The organism is Pseudarthrobacter sp. N5 (assembly GCF_050157035.1).
Taxonomy (GTDB): Bacteria; Actinomycetota; Actinomycetes; order Actinomycetales; family Micrococcaceae; genus Arthrobacter.
This window is the reverse complement of sequence record NZ_CP189593.1, coordinates 3,521,246-3,541,112: the sequence shown is the minus strand read 5'-3', so window position 1 is coordinate 3,541,112 and position 19,867 is coordinate 3,521,246. Positions and strand designations below refer to the sequence as shown.

At 64.5% G+C, this 19,867-nt stretch carries 19 protein-coding genes; 13 read left to right on the top strand and 6 right to left on the bottom strand.

The genetic code is table 11. The features are described 5' to 3' along the window. Positions 1–60 precede the first annotated feature (60 nt). The 3 genes from ACQCST_RS17015 to ACQCST_RS17005 all read left to right on the top strand — a co-directional run bounded on the left by ACQCST_RS17015 (position 61) and on the right by ACQCST_RS17005 (position 1,447). Positions 61–405: a DUF4244 domain-containing protein gene (locus ACQCST_RS17015; protein ID WP_426996897.1), complete on the top strand. Its 345-nt coding sequence runs from the start codon at positions 61–63 to the stop codon at positions 403–405. Between the two features lie 188 nt (positions 406–593). Next, a complete protein-coding gene (locus tag ACQCST_RS17010) occupies positions 594–1,091 on the top strand; it encodes a TadE family type IV pilus minor pilin (protein ID WP_426996896.1) in 498 nt (165 codons plus the stop codon). Beyond that, on the top strand, positions 1,088–1,447 hold the full coding sequence (locus tag ACQCST_RS17005; RefSeq protein WP_426996895.1) for an Rv3654c family TadE-like protein: 360 nt from the start codon (positions 1,088–1,090) through the stop codon (positions 1,445–1,447). Before ACQCST_RS17010 ends, ACQCST_RS17005 begins: the two co-directional genes overlap by 4 nt. 104 nt (positions 1,448–1,551) lie before the next feature. On the opposite strand, the gene ACQCST_RS17000 is transcribed toward ACQCST_RS17005, so the two are convergent. Beyond that, entirely contained in the window at positions 1,552–3,921 is a 2,370-nt protein-coding gene (locus tag ACQCST_RS17000; protein ID WP_426996894.1) for a DEAD/DEAH box helicase, read from the bottom strand. 66 nt (positions 3,922–3,987) lie between these two features. Next, positions 3,988–4,680: a GNAT family N-acetyltransferase gene (locus ACQCST_RS16995; RefSeq protein ID WP_426996893.1), complete on the bottom strand. Its 693-nt coding sequence runs from the start codon at positions 4,678–4,680 to the stop codon at positions 3,988–3,990. 207 nt (positions 4,681–4,887) lie between these two features. On the opposite strand from ACQCST_RS16995, the gene ACQCST_RS16990 reads away from it, so the two are divergent. Then, positions 4,888–5,781, top strand: a complete 894-nt coding sequence (locus tag ACQCST_RS16990) for a rhodanese-related sulfurtransferase (protein ID WP_426996892.1) — start codon at positions 4,888–4,890, stop codon at positions 5,779–5,781. A 44-nt stretch (positions 5,782–5,825) separates the two neighbouring features. Here the strand turns inward: ACQCST_RS16990 and ACQCST_RS16985 are convergent, their stop codons facing one another. From ACQCST_RS16985 to ACQCST_RS16975, 3 genes are all read right to left on the bottom strand, one after another. Then, positions 5,826–6,404 (bottom strand): hypothetical protein, encoded by a 579-nt coding sequence (locus ACQCST_RS16985; RefSeq protein WP_426996891.1) that lies wholly within the window; start codon positions 6,402–6,404, stop codon positions 5,826–5,828. Positions 6,405–6,501: 97 nt separating this feature from the next. After that, positions 6,502–6,945 carry a hypothetical protein gene (locus ACQCST_RS16980; RefSeq protein WP_426996890.1) on the bottom strand — a complete coding sequence of 148 codons (444 nt, stop codon included), beginning with the start codon at positions 6,943–6,945 and terminating at the stop codon, positions 6,502–6,504. 70 nt (positions 6,946–7,015) lie between these two features. Beyond that, a complete protein-coding gene (locus tag ACQCST_RS16975; protein ID WP_426996889.1) occupies positions 7,016–8,173 on the bottom strand; it encodes a hypothetical protein in 1,158 nt (385 codons plus the stop codon). Positions 8,174–8,417: 244 nt separating this feature from the next. Here ACQCST_RS16975 and ACQCST_RS16970 point away from each other — a divergent pair, with 244 nt between their 5' ends. The 7 genes from ACQCST_RS16970 (at position 8,418) to ACQCST_RS16940 (ending at position 17,788) form a co-directional block, all read left to right on the top strand. Further along, entirely contained in the window at positions 8,418–9,176 is a 759-nt protein-coding gene (locus tag ACQCST_RS16970; protein ID WP_426996888.1) for a MerR family transcriptional regulator, read from the top strand. 87 nt (positions 9,177–9,263) lie between these two features. Next, positions 9,264–10,988, top strand: coding sequence for a DUF7059 domain-containing protein (locus ACQCST_RS16965; RefSeq protein ID WP_426996887.1), 1,725 nt, complete (start codon positions 9,264–9,266; stop codon positions 10,986–10,988). Between the two features lie 65 nt (positions 10,989–11,053). Further along, entirely contained in the window at positions 11,054–11,782 is a 729-nt protein-coding gene (locus tag ACQCST_RS16960; RefSeq protein ID WP_426996886.1) for an ArsR/SmtB family transcription factor, read from the top strand. Positions 11,783–11,984: 202 nt separating this feature from the next. Further along, positions 11,985–14,714, top strand: coding sequence for a type I DNA topoisomerase (gene topA, locus ACQCST_RS16955; RefSeq protein ID WP_426996885.1), 2,730 nt, complete (start codon positions 11,985–11,987; stop codon positions 14,712–14,714). 640 nt (positions 14,715–15,354) lie between these two features. Continuing rightward, on the top strand, positions 15,355–15,825 hold the full coding sequence (locus tag ACQCST_RS16950; RefSeq protein WP_426996884.1) for an SseB family protein: 471 nt from the start codon (positions 15,355–15,357) through the stop codon (positions 15,823–15,825). An 89-nt stretch (positions 15,826–15,914) separates the two neighbouring features. Beyond that, positions 15,915–16,937 carry a Ppx/GppA phosphatase family protein gene (locus tag ACQCST_RS16945; protein WP_426996883.1) on the top strand — a complete coding sequence of 341 codons (1,023 nt, stop codon included), beginning with the start codon at positions 15,915–15,917 and terminating at the stop codon, positions 16,935–16,937. Between the two features lie 2 nt (positions 16,938–16,939). Continuing rightward, a complete protein-coding gene (locus ACQCST_RS16940; protein WP_426996882.1) occupies positions 16,940–17,788 on the top strand; it encodes a sugar phosphate isomerase/epimerase family protein in 849 nt (282 codons plus the stop codon). An 88-nt stretch (positions 17,789–17,876) separates the two neighbouring features. On the opposite strand, the gene ACQCST_RS16935 is transcribed toward ACQCST_RS16940, so the two are convergent. Beyond that, on the bottom strand, positions 17,877–18,155 hold the full coding sequence (locus ACQCST_RS16935) for an ester cyclase (protein WP_426996881.1): 279 nt from the start codon (positions 18,153–18,155) through the stop codon (positions 17,877–17,879). Positions 18,156–18,713: 558 nt separating this feature from the next. Here ACQCST_RS16935 and proC point away from each other — a divergent pair. Next, complete coding sequence (gene proC, locus ACQCST_RS16930) at positions 18,714–19,547, top strand: pyrroline-5-carboxylate reductase (RefSeq protein ID WP_426996880.1); 834 nt, start codon at positions 18,714–18,716, stop codon at positions 19,545–19,547. Positions 19,548–19,576: 29 nt separating this feature from the next. After that, the gene (locus tag ACQCST_RS16925; RefSeq protein WP_426996879.1) at positions 19,577–19,783 is read left to right on the top strand and encodes a hypothetical protein; all 207 of its coding nucleotides are present in this window, start codon (positions 19,577–19,579) and stop codon (positions 19,781–19,783) included. The last annotated feature ends 84 nt before the right edge of the window (positions 19,784–19,867 follow it).

Here is a 19,867-nt window from a genome sequence, read left to right as displayed (position 1 = left end):
AAGCTGGGCCGGGAGAGTCGGATCAGCCGGCACTCCGCCGGACACTCTGAAAGGAACCTCATGTCAATCACTTCAAACAAGCCCCGTGCCAGCATCAAGGGCACAGGAATCGGGGGTTCCGGAACGGGGAGCCCCGGAACAATGATCACGGCGCAGGTGGGCCGGCATGAGCACGGCGGCGCCGAAGTTTCTGAGATCTACCCGGGAGCCAGCCAGAGGACGCGGGTCGGAGGCCGCAAGCGTACGGGCCTCATGGGCTCTGAATCCGGAATGGCGACCGCAGAATATGCCATCGCGACCCTTGCCGCCGTGGGGTTCGCCGGGCTGCTGGTATTCATTCTGAGGAGCGACGAAGTGCGTGGCTTCCTGATGAACCTGATCCGTACGGCCTTGGCTTTGCCGTGACCCCGGCGCAGCTCCCGGAGGGTGTCTGTGGCATAGGGAAGGGCAGTGGACATTCTGGCTCCAAGGCTGATGTGCTCCCGGCCGTCACCGGCCAAGCGGCTTCTTCCGGCACCCGCGGCACCAGGGGCAATCCCTGTAACCGCGTCAGCTACCGCAACCCCTGCAACCATGCTCGGTGCGCCGGCGCCGTGACTGCAGAGTTTGCAGTGGTGCTTCCGGCGGTACTGCTCCTTCTTGCCCTACTGCTGACAGGATCAGCTGCAGGAGTAACGCAATTGCGGTTGGAAGAAGCCGCCAGAGCGGGAGCGCGGGCACTGGCGCGAGGCGAAAGCGCCGGGGCCGTGGACGGGATTGTCCGGACGCTCGCCGGGGCTTCTGCGACCGCGTCCGTGGTGGCCGACGGGGAATGGCTCAGTGTGACGGTCTCGGACCGGGTGGGCGGACCATTCGGTTCCACGGTGCCGTTGACTCTGAGCGCCCGGGCAGCCGCGAGAGGTGAAACGGGGACAGCCGCGGCCAAATCACCGTCCATGCCAGTACCGGCCTTGGCTGTTGTGGGTGGCGCGACGGCCGCGGTGCTCGGCGGCTCACCGTTCGGCAGAGCAGGGTCCGGCAGAGCGAAGACCGGTGGCGTCGGGGTCCTCAGTTTGGGACCCGTCAGCCCGGCTCAAACGGCCGTCGCATGAGGAAGGCGCCGGTCAGTCATCCGGAACGCGGTTCCGGGACGGTACTTGCGGCGGGACTGGCCATGGTGGTGATGATTGCCATGGCGCTGTTGCTTTTGCTGGCCCAGTCCGCAGTAATGGCGTCACGGGCGGCTGCAGCGGCGGACCTGGCTGCCTTAGCCGCTGCAGATGCCCTACGCGGTGTCACAACCGGAGAGCCGTGCGTCGTCGCCGGCGAAGTGGCAGCCCGGCACGCTGCCAGACTACTCAGTTGCGAGGAAGGACCGGGCCACACCGTGGAGATCCGAACGGAGATGACCACCCGGATGGTTGTTGGCACTGCGACAGGACGTGCCAGGGCCGGTCCGCCGGCTTAGATTTTGCCCGGCGATGGCGATGGCGGGGGCGATGGCGATGGCCGGAGGCGGGAGAGGAACCGCCCCAAGCCGCAGAGCGGTGGCAGGGCGCGGTGGCGTCCTGGCTAATCGGGGTGACCCGTTTCCGGCCCTTCGCGGGCATCCTTCAGCAGGACATCGATCAATGTGATTGCGGCTGCCTTGTCCAGTGGGTTGTTCTTATTTCCGCATTTGGGGGACTGCACGCAGGACGGGCAGCCGGATTCGCACTCGCAGGCCTCGATGGCATCGCGGGTTGCGGTCAGCCAGACCCGGGCCTTGTCGAAGCCGCGCTCGGCAAAACCGGCTCCTCCGGGGTGTCCGTCATAGACAAAGATGGTGGGCACCCCGGTGTCGGCGTGGATGGCGGTGGACACTCCGCCAATGTCCCAGCGGTCACTTGACGCTACCAGGGGAAGGAGCCCGATGGCGGCGTGTTCGGCGGCATGCAGGGCGCCCGGGAACTGGGCCTCGATCAGTCCTGCGCCGGTCAGCGAGCGGTTGTCCATCACAAACCAGACCGCCTTTGTGAACAGATCCCTGGCGCCAAGCTGGAGGGGTTCTTCGCCGAGGATCTCATTCGAGATCAGGGCCTTCCGTTGGAAGGAGACGACTTGTGTCGTGACTTTCACATCGCCGAAATGCACCGCAACATCGCCCCACTGGGCCGTCCGCTGGGTTTCCAGCACCTCGATCTGGGTCACGTCCCGGGCCGTCGTGTAATAGTCCGGATTGGCACGGCGCACCATCACGCAGTGGTCGTCCTCGTTCAGATCCACCACCACATAACTGTCCCCCTGATGCACATAGACGGCGCCGGTATGAGCCTGGTAATGGGTCTGCGGGGAGTCCATGGTGCCCAGCAGTGAGCCGGTATCCGCATCAACGATGCGCACTGGCCCGCCGCCGTCGGCCCTCAGATTCACCATGGCTGCTGCGCTCTGCGGGTGGGTCCAGAACCAGCCTGCCGGTCGCCGGCGCAGGTATCCCTGGGTCACCAGTTGGTTCAGCAATTTTTCTGCAGTATCGCCAAACAACCCAAGTTCGGCTACGCCCAGCGGGAGCTCGGCGGCGGCGGCACACAAATGCGGGCCCAGCACATAGGGATTGGAGGGATCAAACACCGTGGCCTCGACGGAGACATCGAATATGGCCTCGGGGTGGTTTACCAGGTAGGTGTCCAGCGGATCGTCGCTGGCGACGAACGCGGCGATGGCATCTTGGCCCGCCCGGCCCGCCCTGCCGATCTGCTGGAATAGCGAAGCCCGCGTACCCGGCCAGCCGGCCACCAGCACAGCATCGAGGCCGGAGATATCGATGCCCAGTTCAAGCGCCGACGTGCTGGAAACGCCCAGCAGTTCGCCGGATCTCAGCGCACGTTCCAATGCCCTGCGCTCTTCAGGCAGGTAACCGGAACGGTACGCAGCCACGCGTTGCGGCAGGCTGGGGTCCACCTCGTCCAGGAGGCGTTTGGCGATGGACGCGATGGTTTCGGCCCCGCGCCGGGACTTGATAAACGCGATGGTCCGGATCCGGGAAGAAACCAGGTTGGCCAGCAGATCCGCGGTCTCGGCCACCGCCGTTCTGCGTTCCTTCGCGCCGTTCTCTCCTCGGAGCTCAGTCAGGGCAGGCTCCCAGAAAGCCACCGTGGTGGACCCATGCGGTGAGGAATCCTCGGAAACGGCGAGCACGGGGGCCCCGATCAAACGACCGAAGGAACTGTCCGGCTCGGAGGCCGTAGCGGAGGCGGCAATGAACACAGGTCCGGGGTGGGAGGCGCCGGCACCATAATAGGCGCAAATCCGACGCAGCCTTCGCATCAGGTTGGCCACGTGGGAGCCGAATACGCCGCGGTAACTGTGAGCCTCATCCACAACCACATACCTCAGCCTGCGGAAAAATCCTGCCCACCAGCCATGGTTGGGCAGGATGCCGAAGTGCAGCATATCCGGGTTGGCGAGAATGAAGTTGGCATGGTCCCGGATCCATCGCCGCGACGCGGGGTCCGTGTCGCCGTCGTACGTTTCTGCCCGCACGGTGGGGAGCTTCAGTGCGCGGATGGCAGCCAACTGATCGGCGGCGAGTGCTTTGGTGGGCGAGAGGTAAAGGGTCACGGCGCCGTCGTCGTGGATCTTTCCCGGCTCGGACAGCACCTTGAGCTCCGAGCGGTGGATCGCGTCCAGTGCGGGAAGCTGATACGCCAGCGACTTGCCGGAAGCTGTGCCGGTGGCGATTACCACGTGCTTGCCGGCGCGGGCGAGGTTGGCAGCCTGGATCTGGTGGCGGTATGGCTCGTGGATGCCGAGCGAACCGTAAGCGGTCACAACATCCGGGTGGGCCCACGCCGGCCACGGTTCGTGGACGGCCTGCCTGGCGGGGATGGTGCGCACATGACGGAGCTGCTCCGGGTCAGGGCCGCGGCCCAGTAACGGAATCAGCGAGTCATGTGGGTTCACCTGAACATTCTGTCACCCGGGCAAAAATCACCGCTGCCGGCACCGGCCGCAGTTTTCGCGGGGAAATCAGCCGACTGAAAGGTCGGAGCCCTCGTCTGAGGCGGACAGCATGAGTACGTGGGACAGCGTCTTCCAGCCTAGGTGCGAGTAAAGCTTCTGCCCGTCCAGCGAAGCCAGCAGGAGTCCGTTTTCTACATCGTGCTCGAACGCCTGAGCGGCCAATGCCTTCATGATGAAACTGCCAAGCCCGCGCCGTTGAAAACCGGGCTCAGTGACGATTTTGTCGAAAACTGCGGTGTGACCCACTACAAAAACGCGCCCGCTGGCCGCCACGGTCTCATCTGAATGGACCACGGCATGGTGGACACCGTTGGACTCCGAGGTGGCGAGCGAGAGATCGTCGGCGGATAGCCAGGGGTCCTCCGCATCCTGGGTTTCCATGTCCACGATCATCATGGTCTGGGACGCCGACGTCACGTTCAGCCCGTGTTTCCTGGCCAGGAACGTGAATCGGGCGGCATCGTTGCTCAGGATGGTCAGGATCCTCGCCGGCGCCTCGGCCGTTTTGGCAGCCAGCTCAGCGAACTCGGAATCCGACGGGTCATGGGCAAAATACTCCCAGTCATGGGTGGTGTCCGCCCGCAGCGCAGCAGGGAAGCGGCCCTCCGTGCGGGTCTCGTAGCCTCGGCAACCGGCCCAGCCGGCTACCCAGACTTCCAGCAAGTGAGTGATGTCTTCAACCATGGCGTCCGGGGTCATGTGATGAGACTATTCCAGCCCCGCCACAAGCAACAGGGGTAGGGTGCGGTTGCCGGGCTTGCTTATGCGATTGTGACCGCGCAAGGCTGAAGCCACGCCTGCGGTGCGCCGGTGCACACGACGGACGGCGGCGCACTGCAGGAGCCAGGTGGATGCCGCCTGAAGCGTGATTCCGCCCGTTTCAGCGCAGCAAGTACCCTTAAATACGTGGCTTTGAACCGAATTGTGCTCTTTTACGGCTTTACCCCTATCGCGGACCCGGACGCGGTCCGCCTATGGCAGCGTGCCCTGTGCGAGAAGCTGGGGCTGACCGGGCGCATCCTCATCTCCAAGGACGGCATCAACGCCACGGTGGGCGGGGAGCTCAACGCCATGAAGCAGTACGTCAAGACCACCCGCGAGTACAAGGGTTTCCACGGCATAGACGTGAAATGGTCTGACGGCGGCGCCGAGGACTTCCCCCGGCTGAGCGTCAAGGTCCGCGATGAGATCGTCTCCTTCGGCGCCCCCGGCGAGCTGAAGGTGGACGTCAACGGTGTGGTGGGGGGCGGAACGCACCTGCAGCCGGAAGAGCTCCACAAACTGGTGGACACCAAGAAGCAGAGCGGCGAGGACGTGGTGTTCTTCGATGGGCGCAATGCCTTCGAAGCCCAGATCGGCAAATTCAAGGGTGCCATTGTCCCGGATGTCGCCACCACCCACGATTTCATCAAGGAACTCGACTCCGGCAAGTACGACGCCCTCAAAGACAAGCCGATCGTGACCTACTGCACCGGTGGCATCCGCTGCGAGGTGCTCTCCAGTCTGATGGTGAACCGCGGCTTCAAAGAGGTGTACCAGCTCGACGGCGGCATTGTCCGCTACGGCGAAGAGTATAAGGACCAGGGCCTCTGGGAAGGCTCGCTCTACGTCTTCGACAAGCGGATGCACGTCGAGTTCAGCGAGGATGTAAAGACCATCGGCGATTGCGTCCGCTGCTCGGCACCCACCAGCAAGTTCGAGAACTGCTCCAACCTCAGCTGCCGCACACTCACCCTGTACTGCACCGTTTGCGCCTCCAGCCCCGAAACACTCCGCTGCCCGGACGGCTGCGCCGCCTGAAAGAGCCGCCTGATCGGGGCTTGGACGACCCTGGCACCAGAGGCTCAGATCCTGCTGATGCGGTACGCATAGTTCGCGGCCGACTGGGAATCCAGCCGGACACTCAGCAGAGCATCCGCGGACACATGGACCACATTCACCCGTGCGGTGCCGCACCTGATGCTCAGGTCAATCAAGGCAACGTCATTGTCGCTCACAGTGAAGTTCACCCGCTGCTGGCTCCGGCACGTGAGGGTCAGCGCGTAGTTTCCGCTGGGGAGCTGCCCGGTGGTTTCGGTCCGGTTCCCGTTGGACCCGAGGGATCCGTAGCTGACACCGAATGCCTGCCCTTCCGTCTCCGGCAGGGCCTGTCGCACCCAGGCCTCCAAATCTGCGCCGGTGACCGGATCGTTCTGGTGGGGGTCCTGGGGCAGCGCCGCGTCCGTAAACGGAGCCGCCGACGAAACTGCCGTATCAGCCAAAGGCGCCCGGCCGTCGTCGTATGAGTATTCACAGCCGGTCAGCACTGCTGCGGCAGCAAGCGCAACGGAAAGTACGACGGCGGTGGCAGGCCCGCGCTTCTGGGGCACCCGGGGTGAGGGGCAAGGGGGAACGCGAACCCTGGCCATGCGCACGGTGGGCATACTTTGACTTTAGGCGCGTGGCGGCCTCGAAGCCATAGCTTCTTCGGGCATGACCCCGAGCCTGCCGGCAACCCCTGTACTGCACGTCACGCGGATCCTACTTAGCTGCGACCAGCCGGTACGCATAAAGAAGCGGGGCGTCCACACTGGTCGCGCTGATCTCCACGGGCCCCGACTCCGCCAGAGTTACTTTTACGGTTTCGCGGCTTCCGTTGCACGCGGCGCCCGTTTCCTGGATTTCCTTGCCGATCGAGCTCACGGCCAGGAACGTCTTGCCGCCACCATCGCATTTCAGGGTTAGCGTGTAGCTCCCTGCCGGGACGGACGCCGCCACCTGGACGATCGGTTCACGGTTGAGGATCTTGCCGGCATCCTCCAAAACTGCCCCTTTTATGGTTGGCAACGCAGTCGCTTTCCATGCCGGGACGTCGGTGTTTTCGATGGACGCGGCGGACGAGCAGGCGGTTGCGGCCAGTAGGACGACGGCGGCGCCAGCCACCCCCGAAAGGGTGCGCCGAAGCACTGGAGAAGGTGTAGCCATGCCTCCAATTTACCCGTTGCCGATCGGCGTTACGTACGCGCCCAGTGGCCGGTACCGCCCGGCACCGGAGCTAGCCCGCGATCAGCTCCAGCACCATCCCCCGGTGCAGCGCCAGGTACACCCTGTCGCGCAGCCTGTTGGCCTCCGTATCAGTCAGCGTCCGGTCCAGCGGCTGCAGCACCAGCCGCACCAGGACGTTCACGTTGCCGGGAGCCATGCGGAGACGTTCGACGGCGGCCGGCGGCAGCTCCGCCGTCGTCGTCACCGCTTTGATCTCCAGTGCCGCAAGGACATCGGCGTCGCTTCCCAGGGCTGCACGGGCGAGGTCGCCCAGCAACTCGGCATCGGCATCGCTCCGGTGTGCCAGCACCAGCGAAAGGTCCCGCCTGACCTCCGGCATCCCGGAAACAGGCCGGTACGGCAGCAGATCCAGCATCTGTGCCTGGACCTCCGGGTTTGCCGAACGCAGGAGCCGGATATCAGCGATCCCCTTGCGGAGCATCAGCGCCCGGTCCAGTCCCATGCCCAGCGCGAGTCCGGCCCAGCGCCGGGGATCCAGGCCGGAGCCACGGAGCACGGGTGCTGCCACCAGCCCGCACTCGGCCAGCTCCAGCCACTCCCGGCTGCCGTCCCGCATCGTGACCAGCACATCCAGCTGCTGGCCGGCCGCGGTGTAGCTGTGGACAGCGGGCGTCGCGCGCCACTGCACGTCCGGATGCTCGGCGGCCGGCAGCACGGCCTCCACTACGGCAGCCATCATGGAGTGGAGGCCGGACGGACCCAGCAGCCCGCGGGACTTGATCCGCCACAGGTCCACCTGGTGAGGGGCGCCAACATGCGTGCGGTCAATGGCGTCCCGCCGGTACACAAGCCCCGGGAGCACATGCAGCCGGTCGTAGTAGCCCAGCTCGCCGCGGAGTGAGTCAAGCAGCGCCGGAATGCCTGCTGAGGTGTGGCTGCGAAGCATCACCGTGGGGCTCACATGGCGGGAGTAGCGCGAGTCCCGGGTGACGTCGTCGGGCGAATATCCCAGGCGGTCGTAGTTGTCGGCGGTGGCCACCAGCGGATTAACCCGGTGGGTCCGCGACGGGACATCCCAGAGCCGTTCCAACGCGGCCACCACGTCTGCCAGAAGCAGTTGCATGGCATGCCGGCCGGCGGCGGGATCGGAGAGATCACGGAGCTCCAGGGCGGAGTTGAGGTCAGTGAGGGAGAGGTGGTTTTTCATCAGGGGTCCTTTTGGTTTGGGCTGCGGGAAGGGGAAATTCACCCTCAGCCACTGCGCCGGACGGACCCCGGCAGCTGCAGTTATGCGCGCGACAAGAAGCCCGTGGGGCCGGAAAGCGGCCGAGGGCTGATAAATCGCTGCTGCATGTGCATGGGTCAATGATACGCCAGCCCGGATTGGCTCTTGACCTTGACGCTACGTCAAGCTTTAGAGTCGCATTGTGGGATCACGGAAGGTGGAGCACATGGAGTGGTCAATCCAGGAAGTCGCCAAGATCGCAGGCACCACAAGCCGGACTTTGCGTCACTACGATGACATCGGCCTGCTCAAACCCAGCAGCACCGGCTTCAACGGCTACCGCCACTACGATCAGTCCGCCCTGGTGCAGTTGCAGCGCATCCTGCTCCTCCGGGAACTGGGGCTCGGGCTGCCGGTGATTGCCCGGGTCCTGGAAAACGAGACGGACGCGCAGAAGGCCCTTGGCAGTCATCTTGAGTGGCTCCGGCAGGAACAGAACCGGCTGCTGCGGCAGATCGCGTCGGTCCAGAAATCCATCAAGGCAATGAAAGGAAAAGCAGGGATCATGGCAGAAAACATGTTCGATGGCTTCGACCACACCCACTACAAGGACGAGGTCGAATCACGCTGGGGACAGGATGCCTACACGAAGGGCGATTCCTGGTGGCGCGGAATGGACGCGGCGGAGAAGAGTGCATGGAAGCAGCGCTCGCGGCAGCTCGGAAGCGACTGGATCGCCGCGGCGGAATCAGGTGTGCCGGCCGGCAGCATCGAGGCGCAGGAGCTCGCGAAGCGCCACGTTCAGTGGCTTACGGGCATCCCAGGCACACCCGCATCGGCACCCGGCGGCAACGTGAAGGGATACGTCACCGGACTCGGTGACATGTACGTTGCTGATCCGCGCTTCGGCGCCAACTACGGCGGTGAGGCCGGTGCAGGATTCGTGCGCGATGCCTTGCGCATCTATGCCGAGAACTACCTGTAGATCCCTCTGGATACAAGCTCAGGGTATTAGGGGGACCGGACGGGAGCCGCCGCCGGGAACCCAGCGCCCGGCAAATAGACTTGTCCGGTGACTGAATCCTCGCTTTTCACCGCCGGCAATACTCCTGATGCTCCCCGCAGCGATTTGCCCCAGCTGCTGACTGCACTCGCAGCGGACTTGCGGAGCATCGGCTACACGGTGGACGGCGTCGCGGGCTTTCTCGGCGAATCCGCCCATGCAGCCTTAAATCGCGATCAGCTCATCCCCGCGCTGATCGTCACCGAAGCCGCCGCCCACGGCGCCCTCCGCGCTGCGGACCAAACGACGGTGGCGCTTGCCGCCGTCGTACGCCTTTGGCTCTTGGCTGTACAGCAGACGGTGGAAACGCTCGACGCCGCACTCCCGGGCATCCGCACCAACGGCCTGGTGGCGCTGGGGCTGGTGGAACGGGGCGCCAACGATATTGTGGCAGCAACGGCCGATCTCCGCCCGTACGGCTGGGAGGGGACAGCAGAGGAAGACGAGCCCGGCAGCGGCGGCGCCGAACTCTGGGTGGCCAGCGATCTTGCCGCCCACCAGCAGGCCGGGGTGTTGCGGCACAATCACGTTCTGGGAATCGGGCAGGCGTCCACCACACTGGTGCAGTCCACCATCCGCCGTCACGTGGCCAAAGCCCTTGATCTGGGCACGGGCTGCGGCATCCAGACGTTCCACCTCTTGCACCACGCGGAGCACGTCACGGCGACGGACATCTCCGCGCGGGCGCTCGCTTTTGCACGCTTCAACCTGCTGCTCAATGCGGAGGCCCTGCATTTGGATCCGGCACGGCTGGAGGAGCGCGTCAGCCTGCGCCTGGGATCGTTGCTGGAGCCGGTGGCCGGTGAGGAATTTGAGCTGGTGGTATCCAACCCGCCGTTCGTCATCACTCCGCGAAGTCAAGGCGAGGCCGCTGCGGAGCAGTTCACTTACCGCGACGGCGGGCTTGCGGGCGACGAAATCGTCTCCCGCCTGGTCGCATCACTGCCTTCTGTCCTGGCGCCGGGCGGAACAGCCCAGATGCTCGGCAACTGGGAGATCACGGCGGGAACGGGCTGGGAAGGACGGCCGGAAGGCTGGGCCGGGACGGACACGGATGTGTGGTTCATCCAACGCGAACAGGTCAGCCCGGAGCAGTACGCTGAAACCTGGCTGCAGGACGCCTCCGAAGGCCGGGACCGCGGCCTCTACGCCCGCGCCTACGCCGCCTATCTGGACGACTTTGCCGCGCGCAACGTCGAGGCGATCGGCTTCGGCCTGATCTGGCTACGGAGGCCTGCTGCCGTCTGTGCCGTGGACCCCGGATCCGTGGACGGGTCTGTGAATGGGGCCGCGGGCATCCGCCGCTTCGAGGAAATCACCTACCCCATCGAACAGCCGGTGGGTCCGCACCTGGGTGCCTCCGTCCAACGCGCCGACTGGCTGGCCGCCAGCAACCTCGCCGAAACGCACCTGCTGGTGGCGGACGACGTCACCGAGGAACGCCATCAGCGGCCCGGCGCCGAACACCCCGGCGTGATCCTGCTTCGCCAGGGTGCCGGCCTCCGCCGGACCAACCTGCTCAGCACTGAGCTGGCCGGGTTCGTCTCAGCGTGCGACGGCGAGCTGTCCGTCGGGCAGATCATCGGCGCCCTTGAGGCCCTGCTTGGCGGCGGACTGCTTGGCGGCGAGCTGCTTGGCGGCGACGGGTTCGATGGCGGCGCTTTCCGCAGCGGGGTCCTCGCCGAGGTGGGCAACCTGGTCCGGGACGGCTTCCTGCTTCCTGTCACCGGCTGAGACCGAGGCAGGTTAGGTGTCAAACACTTCTTTCAGAGCTGGGCGGTTCTGGATAGACTGAGACGGTGAATGCAGAAACCTCAAAGGCGGAGTCCGCGGCGAAGTCCCCGTCCGCCGCGCTTCAGGTGACACCTCCCCAGCCGGCGGAGCGCCCGTCTGTGGGGCGCCCGGCATCGGAGCCCGTCACGGCAGCCGCCAAGCGGAGGAAACGTCCGGAAAAAAAGGTTGAGATCACCGATCCCAAGGCAATCCGGGCACTTGCCCACGCGGCCCGGCTGGAGGTCATCTCCGAGCTGTACTCCACTCAGCTCGGCCGCACCGCTACGGAGCTTGCAGTGCAGACCGGACTGACGCCGAGTGCCATGAGCTACCACCTGCGGGCACTTCAGAAGTGGGGGATGGTTGTTCCCGCCGAGACCTCCGGCGATGCCAGGGAACGCCGGTGGAAAGCCGCCGGAACGGATTTCACCATCAATTCCGGCGGGGGAGTGGCCAGCCCTGAATTTGCCGTACTGGATCTGGAGCTTGACGCCTTCCGCCGGCGCGCCACCGCTCTCGCCAAGGTCCGGGACGAACGTCGCAGGCGCGGGGAAACCTCAGAGCCCTCCTCAGTGGTGGTGTTGGCCAGCAATCTGCTTTACCTGACGCCTGAACAGCGGGCCGAACTCACGGAGCGGGTCTTCGGGCTGCTGCGGGAGTACGAGCTGGAAGACCCCAGCCGGATTCCCGCCGGTGCCGAGCGGATGGCCACCATGTGGTCCATGATTCCGGACGACCGCAGGGCCCGGCCCTGAGCCCAGCCATTGGTCCGGATGCAGGCCAGGCCTGATCTTTCCTTCACGGTCGCCATCCATGGTTACCGCCCGGTAACCGGCATCTGGCGGGTGTGACGGGCAGCACGCGTTTTCCACATAAATGCGCATGTTTCTGCAATATATGGTGAACTAGGCCAATATGGGCTCATCTGCCCAAGCCACCTTTTTCTGTAGGAGCACCGTGCCAAGCAAGGCCAAAACAGGCAAGAAACTCGTGATCGTAGAGTCTCCGGCCAAGAGCAAGACCATCGCCAAGTACCTGGGCGAAGGCTTCATCGTGGAGGCTTCCATCGGTCACATCCGCGACCTGCCGCAGCCTTCTGAACTCCCGGCGGAGCTGAAGAAGACCTCCGTGGGCAAGTTCGCCGTCGACATTGAGAACGACTTCAAGCCGTACTACGTGGTGTCTCCGGATAAGAAGAAAAAGGTTGCCGAACTCAAGGCGCAGCTCAAAGATGCTGATGCTCTATACCTCGCAACCGATGGGGACCGCGAGGGAGAGGCCATCGCGTGGCACCTGCTGGAAGTGCTCAAGCCTAAGGTTCCCGTCTACCGGATGACGTTCGGCGAAATCACCAAGGAAGCCATCCACCGCGCCATGGACAACCTGCGCGACGTCGATTCCGCACTGGTGGACGCGCAGGAAACCCGCCGCGTCCTGGACCGTCTCTATGGCTACGAAATTTCTCCCGTCCTGTGGCGCAAGGTTGCCCGTGGCCTGTCCGCCGGCCGTGTGCAGTCAGTGGTCACCCGCATGGTGGTTGACCGTGAACGCGAGCGCATGGCGTTCAAGTCTGCGTCCTACTGGGACCTGACCGGACAGTTCGGCGCGGGCTCCGCCTCATTCAAGGCCAAGCTTGCTGCCGTGGACGGCGCCAAGGTGGCCAGCGGCCGTGACTTCAACGACGACGGCGTCCTGACCGCCCGCAACGCGGCGCACCTTAACGAGGAACTCGCCACGTCGCTTGCAGCTGGGCTGCAGGATGCGGATTTCCGCGTCCGTTCCGTTGACACCAAGCCGTATACCCGCCGCCCGGCCGCACCGTTCACCACCTCCACGCTGCAGCAGGAAGCCGGGCGAAAGCTGCGGTTCTCCTCCAAGAGCACTATGCAGGTTGCCCAGCGACTGTATGAAAACGGCTACATCACCTATATGCGTACGGACTCCTCCGCGCTGAGCAACGAGGCCGTCACGGCTGCCCGCCGCCAGGCTTCAGAGCTGTACGGCCCCGAGTACATCCCGCAGTCTCCGCGTGTCTACACCAGCAAGGCTGCGAACGCGCAGGAAGCCCACGAGGCAATCCGCCCCGCCGGCGACTCCTTCCGTACGCCCGCCCAGGTTGCCAAGCAGCTTTCCGGCGACGAATTCCGTTTGTATGAGCTGATCTGGAAGCGCACTGTTGCCTCCCAGATGGGCGATGCGAAAGGCTCCACAGCCACCATCAAGCTTGGCGCTGTGGCAACTGATGGCCGGGACGCCGAGTTCTCCGCCTCCGGCACCGTCATCACCTTCCCCGGCTTCCTGGCCGCCTACGAAGAAGGCAAGGATGAAAGCCGAGGCGACGACGACTCCGACGAAGCCCGCCGGCTGCCCAACGTGGCCAAGGACGATTCCCTCACCGCCTCCGACATCCTGGCAGTTGGCCATGACACTTCCCCGCCGCCGCGTTTCACGGAAGCCTCGTTGACGGCCGAGCTGGAAAAGAAGGGCATCGGGCGCCCCTCCACGTACGCCTCCACGATTTCCACCATCCAGGACCGCGGCTATGTGCGGAAGCAGGGTTCGGCACTGGTTCCCAGCTGGATCGCCTTCTCCGTGATCCGGCTCCTGGAGCAGCACTTCACCGACTACGTGGACTACGAGTTCACGGCGGACATGGAAGGCGATCTGGACAAGATCGCCAACGGCCAGGCCAAGGGGGCCGCCTGGCTCAAGCACTTCTACTACGGCGAGGATTCCGATCCCGGCCTGCTGAGCATCGTGAACAACCTGGGCGAAATCGATGCCCGGGAAATCAACTCCGTGCCCATTACGGACGGCATCACCCTTCGTGTGGGCAAGTTCGGCCCGTATCTGGAAAGCTCCATCCCCACGGTGGATCCGAAGACGGGCGAGGTGGTGGAGGCCTCCCGTGCCAACGTGCCCGAGGACCTCGCCCCGGACGAACTGACTGCCGCCAAGGCAATTGAACTTATGGAAACAGCCGCCCCGGAAGAACGCGTCCTGGGTGCGGATCCGCACACCGGGCACACCGTGGTTGCCAAGAACGGCCGGTACGGCGCGTACGTTACGGAAGTCATCCCGGAGATGACCGAGGAACAGCTGGCCAACCAGCCGGTGGAGTACTACAAGAACGGTAAGCCCAAGCCGGCGAAAAAGCCCGTCAAGGCCAAGCCCCGCACGGGCTCGCTGTTCGCTTCGATGGCCGTTGACACCGTATCCCTGGACGAGGCTTTGCAGCTGATGAGCCTGCCCCGTGTCCTCGGCGCGGATGCCGAAGGCAACCCCATTACGGTGCAGAATGGCCGGTTCGGACCGTACCTGAAGAAGGGCACGGACTCCCGCTCCATCGGCTCGGAAGAGGAAATCTTCACCGTCACGCTGGAGCATGCGCTGGAGATCTACTCCCAGCCCAAGCAGCGCGGTGCCCGTGCCGCCGTGCCGCCGCTGGCCGAGTTCGGCCCGGACCCGGTGTCGGAAAAGAACATCGTGGTGAAGGAGGGCCGCTTCGGTCCGTACATCACCGACGGCATCACCAACATCACCGTGCCGCGTACCACCGCACTTGAGGAGCTGACGCGGGAACGCGCCGTCGAACTTCTCGCGGAGAAGCGGGCCAAGGGACCGGTCAAGCGCACCACGACGGCCCGCAAGGCTCCGGCGAAGAAGAAGGCCGCAGCCAAGAAGTAGCCGAGACAGGACCGTGGGTGCGGGCCGAATGCTGCGTTCCGGAACGCAGGGTTCGGCCCGCACCCACGTCTGCGGTTTTCCACATAGCAGAGGTGACTGCTTCGAACTTTCCGCCCTTCGACAAAGCTGGTGCCATGAACAGCTACGGGAACACGCGGGGGCACGAAGGAGCGGATCCGCTCGCAGAACTCTGGGCCGAAGCCGCGAGTGCGGCGATGGACAACAAGGGGTTGACCAAATCCCCAGAAGCAGCTTCTGCGCCTCCAAGCCCGGCAGCCCGGGAATTTCCACCACTGGCCGCAACCTCAGCTGCATTTCCGTTGCCCGAGGACGGAAACATGTGGCGGACGGAAGAGTTGCGAGCCCAGGGTCTCAGCAAACGGCGCATCCATGAGCATCTCGGCTCCGGCTCTCTGATGAGGATCCGGACGGGAGTCACGGTCCGTGGAAGTTTCTGGATTGACCTTGCGGATGTTTGCCGGGAGCGAGCCCAGTTGGCCGCGTATTGCCGGCGAACCCTGCCGGCATCAAACGCGTCGGGGCAGCTATAGGTTCGACCTGGCATGGCCGGATCTTCGAGCCGCCCTGGAGCTCGACGGGTCGGGTTGCGCCCCCAGCCCCAACGTGGTCGAGTAGATACATGACTGAAAAGCCTGCCCCCACGGACATCCAGCCGATGAACGACCTTGAAGAGAAGCTCGCGCAAGGCGAAAACCCGGACACGAGCCCCGTGGACGTCATCCTGTCCTTCCTCAACAGCGAGGTCTACGTCGTCAGCACCGAGGGGCTCGAAAGCAAGGACTCCCAGGTGGAGCCGCTGGTTCTGGCGAACTCCGAGGGCCAGCCGGTCCTTGCTGTGTTCTCGCACCCCAGCCGCGTTGAAGAGCAGTACCTCGCGGCGGCGCCCAATGTGCTGGGAACGCAGGGAGCCGCGATCATCGCCAACATCGGTGAGGAACTGGGCATGGTCATCAATCCAGGCAGTGCCTTCGGATTCGAGATCGATCCGGAAGGCGTGGCCAACATCAAGCGCGACTTCAAACGCGCTGACGAGGCATCCGCTGCCTCGGCCGCAGAGCCGTCCACCGCCCAGTCTCCCGACGCCGTGTAGGGATTTCGCGGCCCTGGCTCTCGCGCACTGGGAGGAAATGTGCCGGATGCGTTTGCGTCCGCCGCCCGCTATCGGTGAATAATGGCAGAATGCGTCTAGGCGTCCTCGATATCGGATCCAATACTGTCCACCTCCTCCTGGTTGATGCCCACCCCGGCGCACGGCCGGTGCCTTTTGCCTCGCATAAGCGCCCGCTGTCCCTGGTGCAGTACCTGGATGGTGACGGCAATATCAACGACGCCGGCCAGCATGAGCTGATCGAGTTCGTCCTGGAGGCGTGGGAGTTCGCCGCCCTGCACAAGGCAGAGGACCTGTTGGCGTTCTGTACCTCGGCCATCCGCGAAGCGACCAACGGGCCGGCCGTGCTGGCTCGGGTCAAGCACGAGACCACCGTGACGCTGCAGGAGCTCTCCGGCAGCGAGGAGGCGTCCATGACCTTCTTTGCGGTCCGGCGCTGGTACGGCTGGGGCGCAGGGCCCATCCTGGACCTGGACATCGGCGGAGGCTCGTTCGAAATGGCTTTCGGAACCGATGAGCTTCCCGAACTGGCCATGTCGGTTCCTCTGGGCGCAAGCCGCCTGACCCGCGACTGGCTGCACGAGGATCCGCCGTCCGCCAAGAGCGTCAAGGAACTGCGCCGTTACATCAGGGCCACGCTCAAGCCGGCCGTGCGCCGTTTCGACAAACTCGGCCGGGCCAACCGGGTGGCTGGAACCTCCAAAACATTCCGCTCCCTGGCCCGCATCGCAGGGGCCGCACCCAGCGGCGCCGGACCGTATGTAAAGCGGGAGCTCCACGCCACAGACCTTGGCTTGTGGGCCCAGCGCATCTCCGCCATGCAGGTGGAAGACAGGCTGCATCTTCCCGGCGTCTCCGAAGCGAGGGCGCCGCAGCTGCTGGCCGGGGCGCTTGTGGCGGAGGCTGCGCTGGAGATGTTCGAATTTCCCAGCATGGAAATCTGCCCGTGGGCCCTGCGTGAAGGCCTGATCCTCCGCAGGCTGGACCAGCTGGTCTTTGACGGCCCGTTGGACCCCGCACCGCACATAGGGGCCCCGCACGCGGGGCTGGCACAGAGTTCCCTTGCACCCGCAGCCGGCGGGCCGGCAAGCTGAAGATGGGTGCCGGCGTCGAACTTAACCCCGAAGCAGCCGGGCCGGATAGTGGCCGACGCATTCCGGTGGCGCTGTCCAGCGCCTCGGTGTATCCGCTCAGCGTGCACGATGCCTTCGCGGTGGCACAGGACCTGGGATATGACGGTATGGAGGTGATGGTTACCAACAACGCCACAAGCCAGAACCCGCACGCCCTGCTGGAGCTTAGCCACCGCTACCGCCAGCCGATTGTCTCCATTCATGCGCCGACTCTGCTCCTGACCCAGCAGGTCTGGGGCGCCGCGTGGAACAAGATCGAGATGTCCTGCCGGATGGCCCGCGAGGTGGGCTGCGACACCGTGGTGGTCCATCCGCCGTTCCGCTGGCAAAGCAACTATGCCGAGAATTTTTCCGCTGGTGTCCGCGAATTTGCTGACATGTACCAGGTGCGCATCGCGGTGGAGAACATGTTTCCGTGGCGTGTGCGCGGCCGTGAAGCACTGGCGTACCTTCCGCACTGGGACCCCCTGGGACAGGACTACGACGACGTCACCTGGGATTTTTCGCACGCCGCCACTGCGGGGGCCAACAGTCTTGAAGCGATCAAGTCGCTGGGCAGCAAGCTCCGCCACATCCACCTCACGGATGGTTCCGGCTCCGGCAAGGACGAGCATCTGATTCCGGGGCAGGGCACGCAGCGCTGCGCCGAAGCACTTCAGTATCTTGCAGCCAGCGACTTCGACGGCGTAGTGGTCGCCGAGATCTCCACCCGCCGAGCCAAAGGCGCAGGAGACCGGGAACAATGGCTGGCCGAGACGCTGCGGTTTGCGCGCCAGCACCTGAACCATCCGGTGAGTGTGCTGGAGGTGTAGCTGTCAGCATACTGCGGCGCGGGCATTCCGGCTTCTGTTCTTCCTCCGTGTGCGCCGCGCCGGGTCAGGTCCCGGGGAGTAGCCCCAGCTACCCCATGATTGCCGAGATATCCGAGTGGGCTCTGAAGGAGACGATCTTTCCGTTCCTGACCGAGGCAAAGTAAGTTCCCGTGCCGGTAACTGCCCGTCCCGTCGCCGGGATCTCTTGGCCCCCCATCAGCAGGGGCCCGGTGTTGGTGCCAGTGAATTCGATTTCCGCAGCGGCTTGATCCTCGCTGACCACCCGGTTCGTGGTTTTTGAGCGCATGTCCGAGAACGCCGTAAACCAAGTCTCCATGTACTCTCTCACCTGGTCCCGCGAGCGCATAGGTTCAGGGACTCATACATCCGAAAACGTAAAATCATCGGCAAGCAGGCCAGCGAACCCGGCCGCATCATGCTGGTCCCACGCCGCAATTCCGCGGCCAGCGTGCATTGTTGGGGATTTGGGGCTTAAACGAGTAAGCGCCGGACGGTTCGCAGAAGGAGTTGGGGGAACACTCCTGCAACCGTCCGGCGCCGCGCTGGTTCCGAAGAACCGGCATCATCACTCGCACCTTGTGAGGCATTCACTACGTTACTGGCCTGCTTTGAGTGTTGCGGGTGTTTTCCCTGAACGTTGGCTGGCAATCCCCAAACCTTCGGTTAACCAACCGTCGGTTAAACAGCGAAGGCACCGGTGGGCTGCTGCAGGAAAATGGGGGAAAACCCGCCGCAGACCACCGGTGCCAGGCAAACATCCCCATGCTTGCCTCGTCACTCGCACCCTCAATGAGGTACAAACAAAGTTACGGCCGTACTTTGTGAGGAAGCTGCAGCAAGCATGGGAACAGGCTGTGAATCGGGCCGGACTGCACTGCGGACGCCGAACTGCAATGATGGTGGCATGAGCAACCGAATCGCATTCTTGGGCTGTGGGTCAATGAACGAGGCCATTATGGGCGGCCTGCTGGAGGCGGGTACCAACCCTGCAGACATCGTTGCAACCGTGAGGCGGGCCGAACGCGCGGTTGAACTCGCGGAACGTCACCACGGCATTACGGCCATCGCCGGGGCTGAAGAGCCGGACAACAACAAGCAGGCAGCCACCGGCTCCGCCGTCGTGATTCTCGGCGTCAAGCCGGTCGGCATAACCGATCTCGCACGCGAAATCAGTGGTTCGCTCTCTCCTGACACTCTTGTAGTCAGCGTGGCCGCGGCCGTTTCCATCGCTCAGCTGGAAGCCGCGCTGCCGGCCGGCCAGCCGGTTATCCGGACCATGCCGAACACGCCGGCAAAACTGGGCCGCGGTGTGGTGTCCGTGTCCGCCGGCACAAACTGCACCCCCGATCAGCTGGAGAAGGCCAAGGGCATCCTGTCCGCCGTCGGCACCGTTGTCGAGATCCCGGAAGAGCAGGTGGACGCGCTGTCGGCGATCAGCGGCTCGGGTCCTGCCTACACCTTCTATCTGGCCGAAGCTATGGCGGCCGCCGGCGTCGAACTCGGCCTGGATCCCGAATTGTCGCTGCTGCTGGCCCGCGAAACAGTGGCCGGCGCAGGCTTTATGCTTGCCGAGCCGGGAGCCGATCCGTCCGCCCTGCGCAAGGCCGTGACCAGCCCCAGCGGAACCACGGAACGCGCCATTGCTACTTTTAATGAACGCGGAATTCCGGCGATCATCGCTGCCGGCGCCCGCGCGGCCGCAGACCGCGCCGCCGAAATCACCAAGGAGCTCGGCTGACCACACCCGCTGAACGAGAGGAAGCAGCCATGGCGGACCTCATTGAACGTCCTGACGGACGCCAGGACGGTGACGTCTGGAACCTCAATGACGAGAACCTCCCGGGTGGCGCCGGTGTTTCGGTCATCCTCGAAAGCACGTGGACGCCTGGATCCGGACCGCGCCTGCACCGGCATCCCTACGCAGAGACATTCGTGATCCGCAGCGGCCGGGCCCCTCTTCGCCATCGGCGATGAGCAGCTCGAGGCGCACGGCGGCCAGATCCTGGTGGCGCCGGCCAACACTCCGCATAAGTTCACGGTGATCGGGCCGGAACTTTA

Coding starts and splice junctions, on each gene's coding strand:
- ACQCST_RS17015 (WP_426996897.1), top strand. CDS start 61: ATGTCAATCACTTCAAACAAGCCCCGTGCCAGCATCAAGGGCACAGGA.
- ACQCST_RS17005 (WP_426996895.1), top strand. CDS start 1,088: ATGAGGAAGGCGCCGGTCAGTCATCCGGAACGCGGTTCCGGGACGGTA.
- ACQCST_RS16995 (WP_426996893.1), bottom strand. CDS start 4,680: ATGACCCCGGACGCCATGGTTGAAGACATCACTCACTTGCTGGAAGTC.
- ACQCST_RS16985 (WP_426996891.1), bottom strand. CDS start 6,404: ATGCCCACCGTGCGCATGGCCAGGGTTCGCGTTCCCCCTTGCCCCTCA.
- ACQCST_RS16980 (WP_426996890.1), bottom strand. CDS start 6,945: ATGGCTACACCTTCTCCAGTGCTTCGGCGCACCCTTTCGGGGGTGGCT.
- ACQCST_RS16975 (WP_426996889.1), bottom strand. CDS start 8,173: ATGAAAAACCACCTCTCCCTCACTGACCTCAACTCCGCCCTGGAGCTC.
- ACQCST_RS16970 (WP_426996888.1), top strand. CDS start 8,418: ATGGAGTGGTCAATCCAGGAAGTCGCCAAGATCGCAGGCACCACAAGC.
- ACQCST_RS16950 (WP_426996884.1), top strand. CDS start 15,355: ATGACTGAAAAGCCTGCCCCCACGGACATCCAGCCGATGAACGACCTT.
- ACQCST_RS16945 (WP_426996883.1), top strand. CDS start 15,915: ATGCGTCTAGGCGTCCTCGATATCGGATCCAATACTGTCCACCTCCTC.
- ACQCST_RS16940 (WP_426996882.1), top strand. CDS start 16,940: ATGGGTGCCGGCGTCGAACTTAACCCCGAAGCAGCCGGGCCGGATAGT.
- ACQCST_RS16935 (WP_426996881.1), bottom strand. CDS start 18,155: ATGCGCTCGCGGGACCAGGTGAGAGAGTACATGGAGACTTGGTTTACG.
- proC (WP_426996880.1), top strand. CDS start 18,714: ATGAGCAACCGAATCGCATTCTTGGGCTGTGGGTCAATGAACGAGGCC.
- ACQCST_RS16925 (WP_426996879.1), top strand. CDS start 19,577: ATGGCGGACCTCATTGAACGTCCTGACGGACGCCAGGACGGTGACGTC.